Consider the following 16,943-nt stretch of genomic DNA (forward strand, 5'->3'; position numbering starts at 1 on the left):
TCGCAGGAGACAATGTGCACGACAAGGGGAGAAAGCCGAATTAAAAAAGGCCCGACATGCGGGCCTTTCATTACGTGACAGCGCGATTACCGCGGCTCAGACCTTTTTAAAGATCAAAGAGCCGTTAGTCCCGCCGAAACCGAAGGAGTTACACAGAGCGTACTCCAGTCCACTGACCTGACGCGCTTCATGCGGTACAAAGTCGAGGTCACAACCTTCATCCGGGTTGTCCAGGTTGATGGTTGGCGGAACGACCTGATCGCGCAGCGCCAGGATAGAGAAGATGGACTCTACCGCGCCGGCAGCACCCAGTAAGTGACCGGTCATAGACTTGGTGGAGCTGACCAGCACACGGCTTGCGGCATCACCGAAGATCGATTTAACGGCCTGTGTTTCAGCTTTATCGCCTGCTGGCGTCGAGGTGCCATGCGCGTTGATATAGCCAATCTTGCTCGCCTCAAGACCTGCATCACGCAAAGCGTTTGCCATTGCTGCTGCTGCACCCGCACCATTTTCAGGCGGAGAGGTCATGTGGTAGGCGTCGCTACTCATACCAAAACCGATGATTTCAGCATAAATTTTCGCACCGCGTTTCTTCGCGTGTTCATACTCTTCGAGCATGATAATGCCTGCGCCATCGCCCAGAACAAAACCATCACGGTCTTTATCCCAGGGGCGGCTTGCGGCCTGCGGGTTTTCATTACGGGTCGAAAGCGCACGTGCGGCACCAAAACCACCCACACCCAGAGGGGTGCTGGCTTTTTCTGCGCCGCCCGCAAGCATCGCATCAGCATCGCCATACGCGATAATACGCGCTGCATGGCCAATGTTGTGTACGCCTGAGGTACAGGCTGTTGCGATTGAGATACTTGGCCCCTGAAGGCCAAACATGATGGTCAGGTGACCGGCCACCATATTAACAATTGTCGACGGTACGAAGAACGGGCTAATTTTGCGCGGACCACCGTTCACTAACGACGTGTGGTTGTCTTCGATCAAACCCAAACCGCCAATACCAGAGCCAATAGCGGCACCGATGCGGGTTGCGTTTTCTTCCGTCACTTCCAGGCCAGAATCAAGCATGGCCTGTGCGCCAGCGACAATTCCATATTGAATGAAGTCATCCATCTTGCGCTGTTCTTTGCGCGAGATGATGTCATCACAGTTAAAATCCTTTACTAAGCCAGCAAATTTCGTTGCGTAGGCGCTAGTATCGAAATGGTCGATCAGGCTGATGCCACTCTGACCGGCAAGGAGAGAGGTCCATGTAGACTCTACGGTATTGCCGACAGGAGACAACATGCCCAGTCCGGTCACAACTACACGACGCTTAGACAAGTTGGTCCTCCAGGGAGGGATAAATTGGGATTCGTGGGATAAAAGATAAAACTCAGGCGGTCGAATGACCGCCTGGAGATGTTCACTTACGCCTGGTGACCGTTGATGTAATCAATGGCAGCCTGAACGGTGGTGATTTTCTCAGCTTCTTCGTCCGGAATCTCAGTATCAAACTCTTCTTCCAGAGCCATTACCAGCTCAACGGTGTCAAGAGAATCAGCGCCCAGGTCTTCAACGAAGGAAGCATTGTTGGTAACTTCTTCCTGCTTAACGCCCAGCTGTTCGCCGATAATTTTCTTAACGCGTTCTTCGATAGTGCTCATACTCTTAAATTTCCTATCAAAACTCGCTTTCGCGATGGTTTTCGTAGTGTATAAAATGTTGAAAAATTTGCAACTAAATCCCGGCAGTTCGTACCACGATTTTACGCTATTTTGAGGCCTTTCACCCTAATAACGCAAATAATTTTAATCGTGATTAAACCATGTACATTCCGCCATTGACGTGCAGGGTCTCACCAGTGATGTAACCCGCCTCGTCAGAGGCTAAAAATGCAACCGCACTGGCGATTTCTTCAGCACCGCCAAGACGCCCAGCCGGGACCTGCGCCAGAATACCCGCACGCTGATCATCAGACAGCGCACGCGTCATGTCCGTTTCAATAAAGCCCGGAGCAACAACGTTTACAGTAATCCCACGTGACGCGATTTCTCGTGCCAGTGATTTACTGAAACCAATCAGACCGGCTTTCGCCGCAGCGTAGTTGGCCTGACCAGCATTTCCCATGGTACCAACCACAGAACCGATAGTGATGATACGCCCATGACGCTTTTTCATCATAGCGCGCATCACCGCTTTTGACAGACGGAAAACAGATGATAAGTTGGTTTCGAGAATATCGTTCCACTCATCATCTTTCATACGCATCAGCAGATTGTCGCGTGTGATACCGGCATTATTCACCAGAATATCGACTTCGCCAAACTCAGTGCGAATGTTTTCCAGAACAGATTCAATAGATGCCGGGTCGGTCACGTTCAACATCAGACCTTTACCGTTCGCACCCAAATAATCGCTAATGGCTTGCGCCCCGCTTTCGCTGGTCGCCGTACCAATCACTTTCGCCCCACGAGCGACAAGGGTCTCCGCAATTGCGCGGCCAATGCCACGGCTCGCACCGGTAACCAGTGCGATTTTTCCTTCAAAACTCATGGTGTTCCTCTTTTATTGCGCCAGTGCCTCTGACAGGGCAACCGGCTCATTCAGCGCCGATGCCGTCAGGGTATCTACAATGCGTTTAGTCAGACCGGTCAATACTTTACCCGGGCCCACTTCATACAGGTGCTCAACGCCCTGCGATGCAATGAACTCAACGCTTTTGGTCCATTGTACCGGGCTAAACAGCTGGCGAACAAGCGCATGACGAATAGCCTCAGGAGAGGTTTCACACTGCACGTCGACATTGTTAACAACCGGAATTTGTGGCGCGCTAAAGACGATTTTCTCAAGTTCTGCAGCCAGTTTCTCGGCAGCGGGCTTCATCAATGCACAGTGTGACGGAACGCTGACCGGCAGAGGCAGTGCGCGTTTCGCGCCCGCGGCTTTACAGGCGGCACCTGCACGTTCAACGGCTTCTTTATGACCGGCAATCACCACCTGGCCCGGAGAATTGTAGTTCACCGGAGAAACAACCTGCCCTTCAGCCGCTTCTTCGCACGCTTTGGCGATAGATGCATCATCAAGACCGATAATGGCAGACATCGCGCCCGTTCCTTCCGGGACCGCTTCCTGCATGAACTTGCCACGCAGCTCAACCAGACGCACGGCGTCCGCAAAAGGAATCACGCCAGCACAAACCAGTGCAGAATATTCACCCAGGCTATGACCGGCCATCAGCGCAGGCGCTTTTCCGCCCTGCTGTTGCCAGACACGATAAAGCGCAACGGAAGCCGTCAGTAATGCCGGCTGGGTCTGCCAGGTTTTGTTTAATTCTTCTGCCGGACCTTGTTGAACCAATGCCCACAGATCATAACCCAGTGCAGCAGACGCTTCATGAAACGTCTCTTCAACCACCGGATGAGCGGCTGCCATCTCAGATAGCATGCCCACGGTCTGGGAACCTTGTCCCGGGAACACAAAAGCAAATTGCGTCATGTTTTTTATCCTTAATACTAGAAACGGACCAGCGCAGAACCCCAGGTGAAACCACCGCCAAACGCTTCCAGCAGAACTAACTGCCCACGCTGAATTCGCCCATCACGAACGGCTTCATCAAGCGCACAGGGGACAGATGCTGCGGAAGTATTGCCGTGACGATCAAGGGTCACCACAACGTTATCCATCGACATGCCCAGCTTTTTCGCCGTTGCGCTGATAATGCGCAGGTTCGCCTGATGCGGCACCAGCCAGTCCAGTTCGCTGCGCTCAAGATTATTCGCTTCCAGGGTTTCGTCGACGATGCGAGAGAGCTCAGTCACCGCCACTTTGAAGACTTCATTCCCGGCCATAGTCAGGAAAATAGGACTGTCCGGGTGTACACGATCTGCATTAGGCAACGTCAATAGCTCGCCATAGCTGCCATCAGCATGCAGATGTGTAGAAATGATACCTGGCTCTTCAGATGCACCCAGCACTACCGCGCCCGCGCCATCACCAAAGATGATGATCGTGCCGCGATCTTCCGGATTACAGGTACGGGCAAGGACGTCAGAACCGATAACCAATGCATTTTTGACCGCACCGGATTTCACATACTGATCGGCAATGCTTAATGCATAAGTGAAACCTGCACATGCCGCTGCAACATCAAACGCCGGGCAACCTTTAACGCCCAGCATGCTTTGAACCTGGCACGCGGCGCTTGGGAAAGCATGCGTAGCTGAGGTGGTCGCAACGATGATCAGACCAATCTCTTCAGCGCTAACGCCTGCCATGTCCATTGCACGTTTGGCCGCTTCGAAGCCCATGGTTGAAACGGTTTCTTCAGGCGCGGCGATACGGCGTTCACGGATACCTGTGCGGGTGACAATCCACTCGTCAGACGTATCCACCATTTTTTCCAGATCGGCATTCGTTCGCACTTGTTCAGGCAGATAGCTGCCGGTACCCATAATCTTCGTATACATGTACGCTCAGTCTTTTTCCGGTAACACAGATTCCAGGCGAGCGGCAATTCGCTGAGGAACCTGCCGCTGCACCGCCTGCACTGCCTGTTCAATGGCGACACTGAAGGCTCGCTGATTGGCCGCACCATGACTCTTAATCACCGTGCCGCGCAATCCTAACAGACAGGCGCCATTATACTGGTCGGGGTTGAGGTGACTGAATCGCCTTGTCAGGCTTTTTTGTAACCAACGCTTTAATAAAATCAGCCACCACGACCGTTTTTTACCTTCACCCTGAGATTTCAGCAGTGAAAGGAACATTCTGACAACACCTTCCATGGTTTTTAATGTGACGTTTCCTGTAAAACCGTCACAAACCAGCACATCCGTCTTGCCGGTGAGTAATTCGTTCGCTTCCAGATAACCAATATAGTTAATTGTCGGAACCGCTTTTAGTATGGCAGCAGCGTCATGAATGCTCTCGTGACCTTTGGTTTCTTCTTCACCAATATTCAGTAATGCCACGCGAGGGTTGGTAACCCCTATGACTTCTTCTGCCATCACAGCGCCCATAACCGCAAATTGGGCGAGCATTTTGCCATCACAATCGACGTTGGCCCCGAGATCCAGCACCACCGTCTTGCCTTTTTGCTGATGGGGTAACACGGTGACCAGCGCAGGTCGCTCAATCCCTTGTATCGGTTTAAGCAGCATTTTCGCCAGCCCCATCAGTGCACCGGTGTTACCGGCACTGACACACGCCTCGGCCCGCCCTTCCTTTACCAATTCCAACGCCATACGCATTGAACTACCCCGACTGTTGCGGATAGCGTGCGACGGGCGAGCATCACTGGCAATAACTGACTGCGCCGGGACAATAAGCAGGCGTGAGCGTTGCTCAAAATCAGCTTTTGCGAGCAATGGTGTGATTGTGTCGGGATCGCCGACTAAAAGGAGATTGAGGTGCGAATTAGAATCCAGTGCCTGCAATGCTGCAGGCACTGTCACGGAAGGACCAAAATCCCCTCCCATGACATCTAACGCCAGGGTTAGACGTGTCAAGGTATCGGTATATCCCCGCTTTCACGGGGAAATCCTCACTAAGTTTGATCACGCTTGCGCGTGATTACTTAGTGATTACCTTGCGGCCACGGTAGAAACCGTCGGCAGTGATGTGGTGACGCAGGTGTTTTTCACCAGAAGTTTTGTCTACAGACAGGCTGGTGACTGCGGTCAGCGCGTCATGGGAACGACGCATGCCACGTTTGGAACGGGTTGGTTTATTCTGTTGTACGGCCATGGACCTTACTCCTCAATTACGATTAACCCCGTTTGAGCGGGGAAAACCTATTACTTACGCTTTAAGCTGGCTAATACGGCAAATGGGTTTGGCTTTTGCGCTTCATCAGGCAATTCACCAAAGACCATGTCCGCCTCGGACACTTCACAGTGTTCAGAATCATGCACCGGAACTACAGGCAAAGAGAGAATGATTTCATCCTCGACTAATGCCCGCAGATCGATTTCACCGAATTCGTCAACCTCAATCGGTTCATACGCTTCCGGCAGTGCTTCGGCCTGCTCGTCAGAACGGACAGGGCTGAAACAATATGTTGTGTGAACCTGATGGGTAAACGGCTTACCGCAACGCTGGCATTCCAGAGACACCGTGACCTTCGCATCGCCGGTAATGACCGCAAGGCGTTGGTTATCGATGGCAAAGGAGATGGAGCATTCCACATCACTGTCCACACTGACTACAGACTCGACGACACGGCTGACCTGATCGGGCAGATAGACACCCTGGTAATCAAGGCGCTTTTGAGCCGTGCGGACCGGGTCGAGAGTCAGGGGTAATTTTACCTTTTGCATAGGGCGCGCATATTAACTTTGTAACGTCATAGAGTCAAAGAAAAAGGCAGCCTCAGGTTGCCTTTTGCCAATAATTCGCACACATTGCGGCCTACAGTTTAAAATGCCTGTCATGGTTAAGCCATATTTGGTGAAAAAAATATGTCAGATATTATTCTTGCCTCAACATCACCCTGGCGGCGTGCGCTGCTGGAAAAGCTGGGCATGCGTTTTGAGTGTGCCGCCCCCATCACCGATGAAACCCCGCTGGCGGGCGAATCACCTCGCCATCTGGTCCTGCGTCTGGCACAAAATAAAGCCCAGTCGCTCGCCCATCTTTACCCACAACATCTTATTATCGGCTCCGATCAGGTTTGTGTCCTTGAAGGAGAAATCACCGGTAAGCCGCATACCGAAGAAAATGCGCGCGCGCAGCTGCGTAAAGCCAGTGGCAATATTGTGACCTTCTATACCGGACTGGCGCTGTTTAATTCAGCAACGGGTCACCTACAGACCGAATGCGAACCTTTTGACGTCCATTTTCGTCATTTAAGCGATCAGGAAATTGACGACTACATTCGCAAAGAACATCCATTACAGTGCGCGGGGAGTTTTAAGAGCGAGGGGTTAGGCATTACCTTGTTCGACCGCCTCGAGGGGCGCGATCCTAATACGCTTGTAGGGTTGCCACTTATTGCACTGTGCCAGATGCTGCGTCGGGAGCATCGCAACCCATTACTCAGCTGAAAAATGATTAACCCGCCGGTAATGCATAAAAAAGGGTAGTCATCACGACTACCCTTTTTATTACTTCTGCTGACGTAAAACCTGGAGGCAGTGCTTCAGCGCATTGTCGAGCGGCGCTTCGATGCGGATCGTCTCGCCAGTGTTCGGATGGGTAAACTTCAGTGCCGCCGCATGAAGGAACAGGCGAGATAACCCCGTGCCCGCAAGCTGACGGTCAAACTCTCTATCGCCATAACGGTCGTCAAACGCAATCGGATGACCGGCGTGCAGAGTGTGTACGCGGATCTGGTGAGTGCGGCCGGTGACCGGGCTGCAACGCATCAGGGTGGCGACCTCATAGCGTTCTTCCACTTTGAAGCGGGTTTCAGACGGCTTCCCTTCCTGATTGACACGCACAATGCGCTCACCGCTTTGCAGAATGTTTTTCAGCAGCGGTGCCTGCACCACTTTGACGTGAGACTGCCACTGGCCGCGCACCAGCGCGAGGTAATCCTTCTGCATGCCTTTATCACGTAACTGCTCATGCAGTGAACGCAGCGCAGAACGCTTTTTCGCCACCAGCAGCACCCCAGACGTATCGCGATCCAGACGGTGTACCAGTTCGAGAAAACGCGCCTCAGGGCGTAATGCGCGCAAACCTTCAATAACCCCGAAGCTCAAACCACTGCCACCATGCACGGCGGTACCGGACGGTTTGTTGAGCACCAGAATGTGGTCATCCTCATAGAGAATAACGTCGTTGAGGGCAGCCACTTTCTGCAAGTGCGGAGAAACCGCTTCCTCTTCTTTTTCAGAGACGCGCACCGGCGGGATACGGATTTCATCCCCGGCTTCCAGCTTATATTCAGGTTTGGTGCGACCTTTATTTACCCGCACTTCACCCTTACGAATGATGCGGTAAATCATGCTTTTCGGCACACCTTTGAGCTGGGTGCGCAAAAAATTATCGATACGTTGCCCCGCTTCGTCATCAGCGATAACAACAAATTTTACGGATGGGTTCTCAGTTTTCATGGGAGGCGATTCTAATTATCGCAGATGATTAGCGCCACTCATTTTTCTATGCTTATATTTACTCTTGATCCTGGAAGACTACGTTCTACACAGATGATTTGACGGTTATTAAATCAATCGTCAGTCAAAAGTGAAAAAACTGTGAGTAACCGGGTGATAAATGGTAAAAGTCAGCTTGCTATAACAGGGTTCGCAAGGAATAATGTTGCAGTTTTCCGCGTTGAATCTTGTGAATACAAGCAATTGTGCGGAATGACCAGTTTTGCCTGTCCGACCATACACGCAGCAATGGCGTAAGACGTATTGGACTTTCAGGCACTTAGCGGGCTGCGGGTTGCAGTCCTTACCGGTAGATGGAATCTTCTCTGGAGAGTTTTTCCCAGGCTGTTCCCCTGATAATTGCGCTGTGTTTTCCACAGGAAATACAGGCAACCGACACACTGCGCCTCTTAAGCGAGCGACAACCGTGAGGTTGGCGACGTGAACAGACACGAGGCCATCGGTTCTCCCCCGGAAAGGCGTTACTATGCCCGCAGCTTAGTCGTCAATGTAAGAATAATGAGTAAGTTACGATGAAAAGAATGTTAATCAACGCAACTCAGCAAGAAGAGTTGCGTGTTGCCCTTGTGGATGGGCAGCGTCTGTACGATCTGGATATCGAAAGTCCTGGACACGAGCAGAAAAAAGCAAACATCTACAAAGGTAAAATCACCCGTATTGAACCGAGTCTGGAAGCCGCATTTGTTGATTACGGCGCTGAACGACACGGTTTCCTGCCCCTCAAAGAAATCGCCCGCGAATACTTCCCTGCCAATTACAATTCTCATGGCCGCCCGAACATCAAAGATGTGCTGCGCGAAGGCCAGGAAGTGATTGTTCAAATTGATAAAGAAGAGCGTGGTAACAAAGGTGCGGCGCTGACAACCTTTATCAGCCTCGCCGGCAGTTACCTGGTGCTGATGCCGAACAACCCGCGTGCGGGTGGTATCTCTCGCCGCATTGAAGGCGATGACCGTACCGAGTTAAAAGAAGCGCTGGCCAGTCTGGAACTCCCGGACGGCATGGGCTTAATCGTGCGTACCGCAGGCGTTGGCAAATCTGCTGAAGCCCTGCAATGGGACCTGAGTTTCCGTCTTAAGCACTGGGAAGCTATCCAGAAAGCTGCCGACAGTCGCCCTGCTCCGTTCCTGATCCATCAGGAAAGCAACGTCATCGTGCGTGCCTTCCGCGATTACCTGCGTCAGGACATTGGCGAAATTCTGATTGATAACCCGAAAGTGCTTGAGCTGGCTCGCCAGCACATCGCCGCACTGGGTCGTCCTGATTTCAGCAGCAAAATTAAACTGTACACCGGTGAAATTCCGCTGTTCAGCCATTATCAGATTGAGTCGCAAATTGAATCCGCTTTCCAGCGTGAAGTGCGTCTGCCTTCCGGCGGCTCCATCGTTATCGACAGTACCGAAGCGCTGACCGCTATCGACATCAACTCCGCGCGTGCAACCCGTGGTGGCGATATCGAAGAGACCGCCTTCAACACCAACCTTGAAGCCGCCGATGAAATTGCCCGCCAGCTTCGTCTGCGTGACCTGGGTGGCTTGATCGTTATCGACTTTATCGATATGACGCCTGTGCGCCACCAGCGTGCGGTGGAAAACCGTCTGCGTGAAGCCGTCCGTCAGGACAGAGCGCGTATTCAAATCAGCCATATCTCTCGTTTCGGCCTGCTGGAGATGTCTCGCCAGCGCCTGAGTCCGTCATTGGGCGAATCCAGCCACCACGTCTGCCCACGCTGTACGGGGACCGGTACGATTCGTGATAATGAATCGCTGTCACTCTCCATTCTGCGTCTCATTGAAGAAGAAGCGCTGAAAGAGAATACTCAGGAAGTGCATGCCATTGTGCCGGTACCCATTGCCTCTTACCTGCTGAACGAAAAACGTTCTGCGGTGAGCGCAATTGAAACCCGCCAGAACGGTGTGCGTTGTGTGATTGTGCCAAACGATCAGATGGAGACACCGCACTACTCCGTACTGCGTGTGCGCAAAGGCGAAGAGACGCCAACCCTCAGCTACATGCTGCCTAAGCTGCATGAAGAAGAGATGGCCCTGCCGTCTGAAGAAGAAGCCGCTGAACGTAAACGTCCTGAACAACCTGCGCTCGCCGCCTTCGTGATGCCGGAAATTCCGCCAGCACCTCAGGCTCCTGCAGCGCCAGCGGTCCAACCGCAGCAAACTGCCGCGCCGCAAAAAGCAGCGGCACCCGCTGCCCCTGGTTTCCTGAGCCGTCTTTTCTCAGCACTGAAGAGCTTGTTCGCAGGCAACGAGCCTGCTGCCCCTGCTGAAGTGAAAGAAGAGAAGAAGGAAGAGAAACAGGAGCGTTCTCAGGAACGCCGTAAGCCTCGTCAAAACAATCGTCGTGACCGCAACGATCGTGGCGATCGCAATGAACGTGGCGATCGTAATGAGCGTGGCGAGCGTAACGAACGTCGTGATAATCGTGCTGAAGGTAATGAAGCGCGTGAAGGGCGTGAGGATAACCGTCGCAATCGTCGTGAGAAACCGCAGCAACATAGCGAAGATCGCGAAATTCGCCAGCCCGTTGCGGCTGAAGAAGGCGAAAAATCGAAATCGCGTGATGAGCAGCAGCCACGTCGTGACCGCAACCGTCGTCGTAACAATGAAGACAAACGCCAGGCACCACAGGACGTTAAAGTTCAGGAACGCGAAGAGCAACCTGAGCAGGAAGCAGCCCAGGAAGAACGCGTTCAGGTCATGCCGCGTCGTAAGCAACGCCAGTTAGCGCAGAAAGTGCGCGTCGGCGAAACGCAGACAAGCGAACCGATTGTTGAATCGGTGGTGGCTGAAGAAGCGCCAGCGCAACGTACTGACCTCGCTAAGCGCGATCTGCCTGCCGTGGTCGACAATGTTACTGAACAGGAAGAGCCTACCGAAGCACGTGACAACGCCGGTATGCCGCGCCGTTCACGCCGCTCTCCGCGTCATCTGCGTGTCAGCGGTCAACGTCGTCGTCGTTACCGTGATGAGCGTTACCCGGTCCAATCCGCAATGCCACTGGCGACCGCCTGTGCATCACCGGAAATGGCCTCTGGTAAAGTGTGGATTAGCTACCCGGTAGCCCGTGCGCAGGAAGAAGTAGCGGAGACACAAGTGGTTGAGCAACACGCTGATACTGACGTGCGCGCTACCCAGGACGTTTCCCCGCTGGTGGCAGAAGCGGCACTGGTTACCGCCGAAGCCGCACAACAACCTGTTGAGGTTGTTGAAGCGCCGGCACCGATTGTGGTTGAACCCGAAGCATCCGTTGTTGAACCTCAGCCCGTCGCCGTTGAGACAACGCATCCTGAAGTGATTGAAGCGCCGGTTGTTGAGCAGCCGCAAATCATTGCTGAAGACGATGTGGTTGTTGCCGAAACCATCGCGAAAGAAGCGACGCCTGCCGCAGAAACTGCGGTAACTGAAAGCGAAACAGAGGCACCGGTTGCAGAGATTGTTGCCGAATCCACTGTTGCAGAAGAGCCGGTGTCTGTTGAGCCAGCCCAGAACGCTCCGCTGACTGAAGCCCCGGCTGCCGTTGTGGCTGCGCCTGTTGTTGCCGACGAACCGGCTGCCGCGCCGCTGGCTGCTGCTGATAGCGTCGTGAGCCATGCGACTGCGCCAATGACCAAAGCACCAGCACCTGCCTATGTGCCGGAAGCGCCGCGTCAAAGTGACTGGGTACGTCCGCAGTTCGACTTTGAAGGTAAAGGTTCCGCCGGTGGTCACAGCGCCACGCACACGGCGACGGCACCGGCTACACGCCCGCAGGCTTCGGAGTAACTTCCCGCTGCCGTAAAAGCCGACCTTCGGGTCGGCTTTTTTATGCCTGCCCGACAGGCTGGCGCATACCACTGAGTCCTGGCATGACTTCCCGCATGAGCTGTAAAAACATTCGCAATCTTGCCGGGTAATAGCGCGCCCAGGGGTAAACCAGATGCACCGGTAACGGTGCGGGCTGCCATTCCGGCAACACGGCTATCAGTTTTCCGTCACGAATCTCCTGCTCTACCGTCCAGCTGGAAACAGCAGCCACCCCGAGTCCTGCCAGCGCCGTATTACGCGCCACATACAGGCTGTCGGTGTACAAACGCGGCGCCAGCGCGATCCTTTCCCTTTCTCCGCTTACGGCATGCGTGAGGATAATGTCATGCTGATAGAACGTGTTCAGCGCTACCCAGGGTAAATCAGCAAGCTGTGAGGGGATCGTCAGCGGCGCAAAATGCGCCAACAGATCGGGTGAGGCCACCAGGCAACGAGGAACCTCCGCCAGCAGAACGGACACGGTAGAAGGGTCCACTTCTGCCCCGACGCGAATCGCGCAGTCAATGTTGTCGCTGAGAAAATTTACGGTTTTATCATTAAGCATCCACTCTACGCTGAGCTGCGGGTAGCGCGTCAGGAACTGCGTGAGGGGTGTTAACAGCTGTTCCTGCCCAAAGGCGTGAGGCGCCCGGACCCGCAGCATGCCGACGGGTTCATCCTCCGTCTGACGTAATTCATCTTCCAGCGTTATCCAGGCATCGATAACCCGCTTTGCATGTTGATAACAGCGTTCACCGTCATCGGTGAGTTTCATCGCATGCGTGGTGCGCAACAGCAGCTTTACCCCCAGCAGGGTCTCCAGTGATTGCAGGCGGCGGCTGATGGTTGCCTGTGTGGTATCGAGTTGCCGTGCCGCTGCGGAAAGCGACCCTGTTTCTACGATGCGCACAAGGGTGCGCATCAAGTCCACTCTATCTATACGCTCTGCTCGCAATTCATTCACCATGGTAATACGTTTGACGTATAACCGTTTTATCATCACGCCGTCTACCGCGCCATCCCAAAATCATTAAAAATGCCCACACACCAATTTTGAGGAAAACCTTATGAACCGTCATTCTCAGCCGTTAAATGCCGCACGCTGGATAATCTTCGTGCTGGCAATGGGAGCAGGGTTTAGTGTGGCAGCCATCTATTATGCCCAGCCGCTGTTGCCCCTGATGGGCAGTGACTTGCATTTAACCATCGACGGGATGGGGCTGGTGCCCACGCTCACTCAGGCAGGCTATGCACTGGGCATTCTCTTTTTATTGCCGCTGGGCGACCGCTACGATCGCCGTCGGTTAATTCTGGCAAAATGTGCCGCTCTCGCTCTCCTGCTGCTGGCCTGTAGCTTTACCACGACGCTGTCAACGTTGCTGGTAGTGAGTCTGCTGCTCGGAATGGCGGCCACCATGGCGCAGGATATTGTGCCTGCCGCAGCCATCCTGGCGACTGAAGGGAAACAGGGTAAAACGGTTGGTACCGTGATGACCGGTTTGTTACTGGGGATCCTGCTCTCACGTACCGTGAGTGGTTTTGTTGGTGCCGCCTTTGGCTGGCGCGTGATGTTTCAGTTAGCGGCGGTGAGCATCGCGTTCATCGGCACGCTGATGTGGTTTGTGCTGCCGCGTTTCGCTATCCATTCTACCCTGAGTTACCCTCAGTTGATGAAATCGATGGCGCACCTGTGGCAGCGCTACCCTGCCCTACGCCGTGCTGCGTTTGCGCAGGGCTTTTTATCCATCGCTTTTAGCGCCTTCTGGTCAACCCTGGCGGTCATGCTGCTGGAAAAATATCAGTTAGGCAGCGCAGTCGCGGGCACCTTTGGTATCGCCGGTGCCGCCGGTGCACTTGCCGCGCCGTTGGCAGGCGGCCTTGCCGATAAAGTCGGCGCAGAAAAGGTTACTCAACTCGGGGCCGCGCTTGTCTCGCTCTCGTTTGCGATGATGTTTGTCCTGCCGCTGGTCTCTGCACACACTCAACTGGTGATCATTGCCCTGGCGGCGATTGGTTTTGACCTGGGCCTGCAGTCCAGTCTGGTGGCTCACCAGAACCTGGTTTACGGCCTGGAGCCTCAGGCGCGCGGCAGACTGAACGCCTTATTGTTCACCGTTGTGTTTATCGGTATGGCGCTGGGCTCGGTGCTGGGCAGTAAACTCTATATGGTTGCGGGCTGGTCAGGGGTTGTGGCGCTGGCGACGGTGACGGGTGTTATCGCCCTGGTGATTCGCCTCATCGACAATCGCCGTATGCAGGCTGCGGCAAGGAATGTGGGATAAAAAAAAGCCCGCACCGGAGCCGGGGCGGGCATACAGACCCTGTTCAGTTTCAAGACAGGGTCAAAGCAAAATCACTTATTAAGCTGGAACAGCGACATGCCCTGCATGTCGCTAAATGCTTTATAGGAAGCCTGTAACGCAGCCTGCTGCATGGTGTATGAAGAAATGGCAGAGCTCCAGTCCACGTTCACCAAATCACTCATTTGCTGCGTCAGCCCCAGTGAACGGTCATCTCCCAACGCGTCAAGTTTATCCAGTTCATCGAGTTGGGTCCCCAACTCTGCACGGACGGTCAATACATTGTTCAGCGAGTTGCGTAAACCACGGTTCGCTTTGTCCAGCGCAGCCTGGGAGGTCTCTTTCGCCGTTTCGTCATCACCGACCGGAACTTTCAGCGCGGCAATGGCGTCGTCGAGCATCTCAAAGACGTTAGTCTGTGATGTACCGTTGTTAGGCTCTTTCACCGCATTACTGCTGATGCTGTCGAAAACCTGCGTACCGGTATGGGCAATCACCATGGTGCGCGCGGAATCAACCTGCTGAGTAATGGCTTCAGACCCGCCGCTGTAGGCACCCGTTGTCTTATCAAAGGGCGGCTCGCTGGTTTTGTAACCGCCAAAGATATACCGGCCGTTACCGTCAGTACTGTTGGCCAGGTTCATCAGCTGATCGCGGATCCCCTGCAGCTCAGTGGCCATGGACGCACGGTCATCGTCGCTCATTGAGCCATTTCCAGCTTTAACGATGCTGGTCTGGGCAGCGGTCACCGTGGTGGTCACCTGACTTAATACGTTTTCTTCCAGCGAGATCTTCTGATTAGCGAAGGTACGCGCTGTTTTAAATTGTGCGTTCTGCTCCTGCGCCTGAGAGACCACGACCGCCTGAGAAGCGGCAATCGGATCGTCTGAAGGGCGGTTTACGCGCAGCCCGGTAGACATTTGCTCGCCGTATGCCAACCACTTACTTTGTGAGTTGGTGATACCACGCATGTTTTGTTCATACATCATCTGTGTACTGATACGCATCATTCACCTCTTACTTAGCGTATGTTCAGTAACGCATCAAACAGACTGTTTGCCGTCTGCAGAACTTGTGCGTTGGCGAGATAATACTGCTGGTAGCGTTGCAGATTACCGTACTCTTCATCCAGGTTAACGCCGGAGATAGACTGCTGCTGATTACTCAGCTGCGTCACCACATTCTCCTGCGTTGAACTGCTGGTTTTGAGCGTTGACGTCGTTGTACCGATGGTGCTGATGAGTGAGGCATAAGCGTCGTTGAAGGTTTTTGCGCCTCCTACAACTTTCTCTTTTTGCAGATCGAGCATCTTCTGCCCGTTTTTATTGTCACTCACGCCAGAGTCCGCATCAGCGGCCATGGCAATTTTTGACTCATCGGTAATCGCCACATCCATATTGATGATGGCGTTAGCAACCGGCTTAACAGTAAAACTGTCGTTCTTCGCGGCGGTGCCGGAAACCGAAACTTTCAGGCCATCAAAGGCCAGCTTTCCATCGGAGCCTGGCGTCGCGGCAAAGGTCGTGTTATCAGCAAGACGCGTAACGCTCCAGCCAGCATCCGTTTTGGTCAATTTATAATCAGTGGCTTTTACGCTCGCGCTGTTGGTCACTTCGGCTGACAATATCGCCGTGCCCGTGTTATTTGCATTACTTAGCGTGCTCGGGCTACCAATGTTGAAGAAATCGGTCCCTTTCGTGCCATCAACGTCATAACCAGCCTTGTGCTGGGTGTTAAACGCATCAGCAAATGAGAGCGCCAACTGCCCGAGAGTATTACGTGTCTGATCCAAATCCTGCGAGCGGAACGTTAACAGACCACCGAGTGAACCCGTGGTGAGCAGTTTTTCCGGGATTTCAACATTGCCCGCAGTATTGTCCACATAGGCCACGGTGGTACGGGACGGATCGTCACTGGAGGCAACGGCCGCCAGTTGACGTGCGGTACTCCCCTGCACCAGCGTGTAGCCATTGGCCATGGTCACGTTAAAGGTATTGCTGTCCTGAACGCTGACTTCGACGCCGACAATTTTGTTCAGCTCACTGACCAACTGGTCGCGCTGATCGAGCAGATTGTTTGGAGACGCACCCGCGCCTACGCCGGTCAGGCGAGAAATCTGGTCGTTTAAGTTGGCGATCTGCTTGGTGTAGCTGTTGATCTGGTCGACGCTCGACGAGACCGAAATATTGATCTGTTTGTCCTGATCGCGCAGGTACTGGTCGGTCACCTGGAACTGGTTGACTAACGCATCGGCTTTGCCGAGTAAGCTTTGACGAGAAGCCGGATCCTCGGCATTACTCACCAGCGTTTGCAGGCTGGAGAAGAAGCCCTGCAGGGACGTCGACAACGAGTTGGTAGTACTTGAAACCATGTCGTTGATTTTAGACATCTGCTGATAGCGAGCCGTCAGACCGCTGCTCTGCGTTTCGGCACCGCGAAGCTGGTTGGTGATAAACGAATCATATTCGCGCTGCACGCCGGAGATAAAGGCACCATTACCCACCCAACCCCCTGCGCCAAGGGTACTGTTGGCAGCAGAAATAATGGTCGTCTGACGGGTATAACCCGCCACGTTATAACTGGCGATGTTATTACTGGTGGTACTGAGTGCTGCCTGGGCCGCACTCAGGCCGCTCATGGCGCTGTTAATCAAGCTGGACATGAAGATTCCTTATTAACTTTTAAGACATAAGTCCTGTTAACGATTATCGGCAACCTTGAGCTGAACTTGA

General features: G+C 53.6%; 15 protein-coding genes. 3 read left to right on the forward strand and 12 right to left on the reverse strand.

Features of this window, described 5'->3' with window-relative positions; translation table 11 throughout:
- Positions 1–96: 96 nt before the first annotated feature.
- From fabF to yceD, 8 genes are all read right to left on the reverse strand, one after another.
- Positions 97–1,338 carry a beta-ketoacyl-ACP synthase II gene (gene fabF, locus ACUY4Q_RS14725; RefSeq protein ID WP_458043488.1) on the reverse strand — a complete coding sequence of 414 codons (1,242 nt, stop codon included), beginning with the start codon at positions 1,336–1,338 and terminating at the stop codon, positions 97–99.
- An 86-nt stretch (positions 1,339–1,424) separates the two neighbouring features.
- Entirely contained in the window at positions 1,425–1,661 is a 237-nt protein-coding gene (gene acpP, locus ACUY4Q_RS14730; protein WP_000103754.1) for an acyl carrier protein, read from the reverse strand.
- A gap of 154 nt (positions 1,662–1,815) precedes the next feature.
- Positions 1,816–2,550 (reverse strand): 3-oxoacyl-ACP reductase FabG, encoded by a 735-nt coding sequence (gene fabG, locus ACUY4Q_RS14735; RefSeq protein WP_458043489.1) that lies wholly within the window; start codon positions 2,548–2,550, stop codon positions 1,816–1,818.
- 12 nt (positions 2,551–2,562) lie between these two features.
- Positions 2,563–3,492, reverse strand: a complete 930-nt coding sequence (fabD, locus tag ACUY4Q_RS14740; RefSeq protein WP_458043490.1) for an ACP S-malonyltransferase — start codon at positions 3,490–3,492, stop codon at positions 2,563–2,565.
- A 17-nt stretch (positions 3,493–3,509) separates the two neighbouring features.
- Entirely contained in the window at positions 3,510–4,463 is a 954-nt protein-coding gene (locus ACUY4Q_RS14745; RefSeq protein ID WP_458043491.1) for a beta-ketoacyl-ACP synthase III, read from the reverse strand.
- Between the two features lie 6 nt (positions 4,464–4,469).
- On the reverse strand, positions 4,470–5,504 hold the full coding sequence (gene plsX, locus ACUY4Q_RS14750) for a phosphate acyltransferase PlsX (protein WP_458043492.1): 1,035 nt from the start codon (positions 5,502–5,504) through the stop codon (positions 4,470–4,472).
- A 64-nt stretch (positions 5,505–5,568) separates the two neighbouring features.
- Positions 5,569–5,742 (reverse strand): 50S ribosomal protein L32, encoded by a 174-nt coding sequence (gene rpmF, locus ACUY4Q_RS14755; protein WP_003857964.1) that lies wholly within the window; start codon positions 5,740–5,742, stop codon positions 5,569–5,571.
- A 50-nt stretch (positions 5,743–5,792) separates the two neighbouring features.
- Positions 5,793–6,314 carry a 23S rRNA accumulation protein YceD gene (yceD, locus tag ACUY4Q_RS14760; protein WP_458043493.1) on the reverse strand — a complete coding sequence of 174 codons (522 nt, stop codon included), beginning with the start codon at positions 6,312–6,314 and terminating at the stop codon, positions 5,793–5,795.
- A 141-nt stretch (positions 6,315–6,455) separates the two neighbouring features.
- On the opposite strand from yceD, the gene ACUY4Q_RS14765 reads away from it, so the two are divergent.
- Entirely contained in the window at positions 6,456–7,040 is a 585-nt protein-coding gene (locus tag ACUY4Q_RS14765; protein ID WP_458043494.1) for a Maf family protein, read from the forward strand.
- 60 nt (positions 7,041–7,100) lie between these two features.
- On the opposite strand, the gene rluC is transcribed toward ACUY4Q_RS14765, so the two are convergent.
- On the reverse strand, positions 7,101–8,054 hold the full coding sequence (gene rluC, locus ACUY4Q_RS14770; RefSeq protein ID WP_458043495.1) for a 23S rRNA pseudouridine(955/2504/2580) synthase RluC: 954 nt from the start codon (positions 8,052–8,054) through the stop codon (positions 7,101–7,103).
- Between the two features lie 572 nt (positions 8,055–8,626).
- Here rluC and rne point away from each other — a divergent pair.
- On the forward strand, positions 8,627–11,890 hold the full coding sequence (gene rne, locus ACUY4Q_RS14775) for a ribonuclease E (protein ID WP_458043496.1): 3,264 nt from the start codon (positions 8,627–8,629) through the stop codon (positions 11,888–11,890).
- A 40-nt stretch (positions 11,891–11,930) separates the two neighbouring features.
- Here rne and ACUY4Q_RS14780 read toward each other — a convergent pair whose 3' ends face one another.
- Positions 11,931–12,911, reverse strand: coding sequence for a LysR family transcriptional regulator (locus tag ACUY4Q_RS14780; protein WP_458043497.1), 981 nt, complete (start codon positions 12,909–12,911; stop codon positions 11,931–11,933).
- Positions 12,912–12,978: 67 nt separating this feature from the next.
- Between ACUY4Q_RS14780 and ACUY4Q_RS14785 the strand changes: the two genes are divergently transcribed.
- Complete coding sequence (locus ACUY4Q_RS14785) at positions 12,979–14,193, forward strand: MFS transporter (RefSeq protein ID WP_458043498.1); 1,215 nt, start codon at positions 12,979–12,981, stop codon at positions 14,191–14,193.
- A 71-nt stretch (positions 14,194–14,264) separates the two neighbouring features.
- On the opposite strand, the gene flgL is transcribed toward ACUY4Q_RS14785, so the two are convergent.
- Positions 14,265–15,218 (reverse strand): flagellar hook-associated protein FlgL, encoded by a 954-nt coding sequence (gene flgL / locus ACUY4Q_RS14790; protein WP_458047352.1) that lies wholly within the window; start codon positions 15,216–15,218, stop codon positions 14,265–14,267.
- Between the two features lie 14 nt (positions 15,219–15,232).
- On the reverse strand, positions 15,233–16,873 hold the full coding sequence (gene flgK, locus ACUY4Q_RS14795) for a flagellar hook-associated protein FlgK (protein ID WP_458043499.1): 1,641 nt from the start codon (positions 16,871–16,873) through the stop codon (positions 15,233–15,235).
- Positions 16,874–16,943: the final 70 nt, after the last annotated feature.

It is taken from the genome of Phytobacter cepae (assembly GCF_054165735.1).

Coding starts and splice junctions, on each gene's coding strand:
- rluC (WP_458043495.1), bottom strand. CDS start 8,054: ATGAAAACTGAGAACCCATCCGTAAAATTTGTTGTTATCGCTGATGAC.
- ACUY4Q_RS14765 (WP_458043494.1), top strand. CDS start 6,456: ATGTCAGATATTATTCTTGCCTCAACATCACCCTGGCGGCGTGCGCTG.
- fabD (WP_458043490.1), bottom strand. CDS start 3,492: ATGACGCAATTTGCTTTTGTGTTCCCGGGACAAGGTTCCCAGACCGTG.
- acpP (WP_000103754.1), bottom strand. CDS start 1,661: ATGAGCACTATCGAAGAACGCGTTAAGAAAATTATCGGCGAACAGCTG.
- flgK (WP_458043499.1), bottom strand. CDS start 16,873: ATGTCCAGCTTGATTAACAGCGCCATGAGCGGCCTGAGTGCGGCCCAG.
- flgL (WP_458047352.1), bottom strand. CDS start 15,218: ATGCGTATCAGTACACAGATGATGTATGAACAAAACATGCGTGGTATC.
- fabG (WP_458043489.1), bottom strand. CDS start 2,550: ATGAGTTTTGAAGGAAAAATCGCACTGGTTACCGGTGCGAGCCGTGGC.
- ACUY4Q_RS14780 (WP_458043497.1), bottom strand. CDS start 12,911: ATGATAAAACGGTTATACGTCAAACGTATTACCATGGTGAATGAATTG.
- ACUY4Q_RS14745 (WP_458043491.1), bottom strand. CDS start 4,463: ATGTATACGAAGATTATGGGTACCGGCAGCTATCTGCCTGAACAAGTG.
- yceD (WP_458043493.1), bottom strand. CDS start 6,314: ATGCAAAAGGTAAAATTACCCCTGACTCTCGACCCGGTCCGCACGGCT.
- rne (WP_458043496.1), top strand. CDS start 8,627: ATGAAAAGAATGTTAATCAACGCAACTCAGCAAGAAGAGTTGCGTGTT.
- rpmF (WP_003857964.1), bottom strand. CDS start 5,742: ATGGCCGTACAACAGAATAAACCAACCCGTTCCAAACGTGGCATGCGT.
- ACUY4Q_RS14785 (WP_458043498.1), top strand. CDS start 12,979: ATGAACCGTCATTCTCAGCCGTTAAATGCCGCACGCTGGATAATCTTC.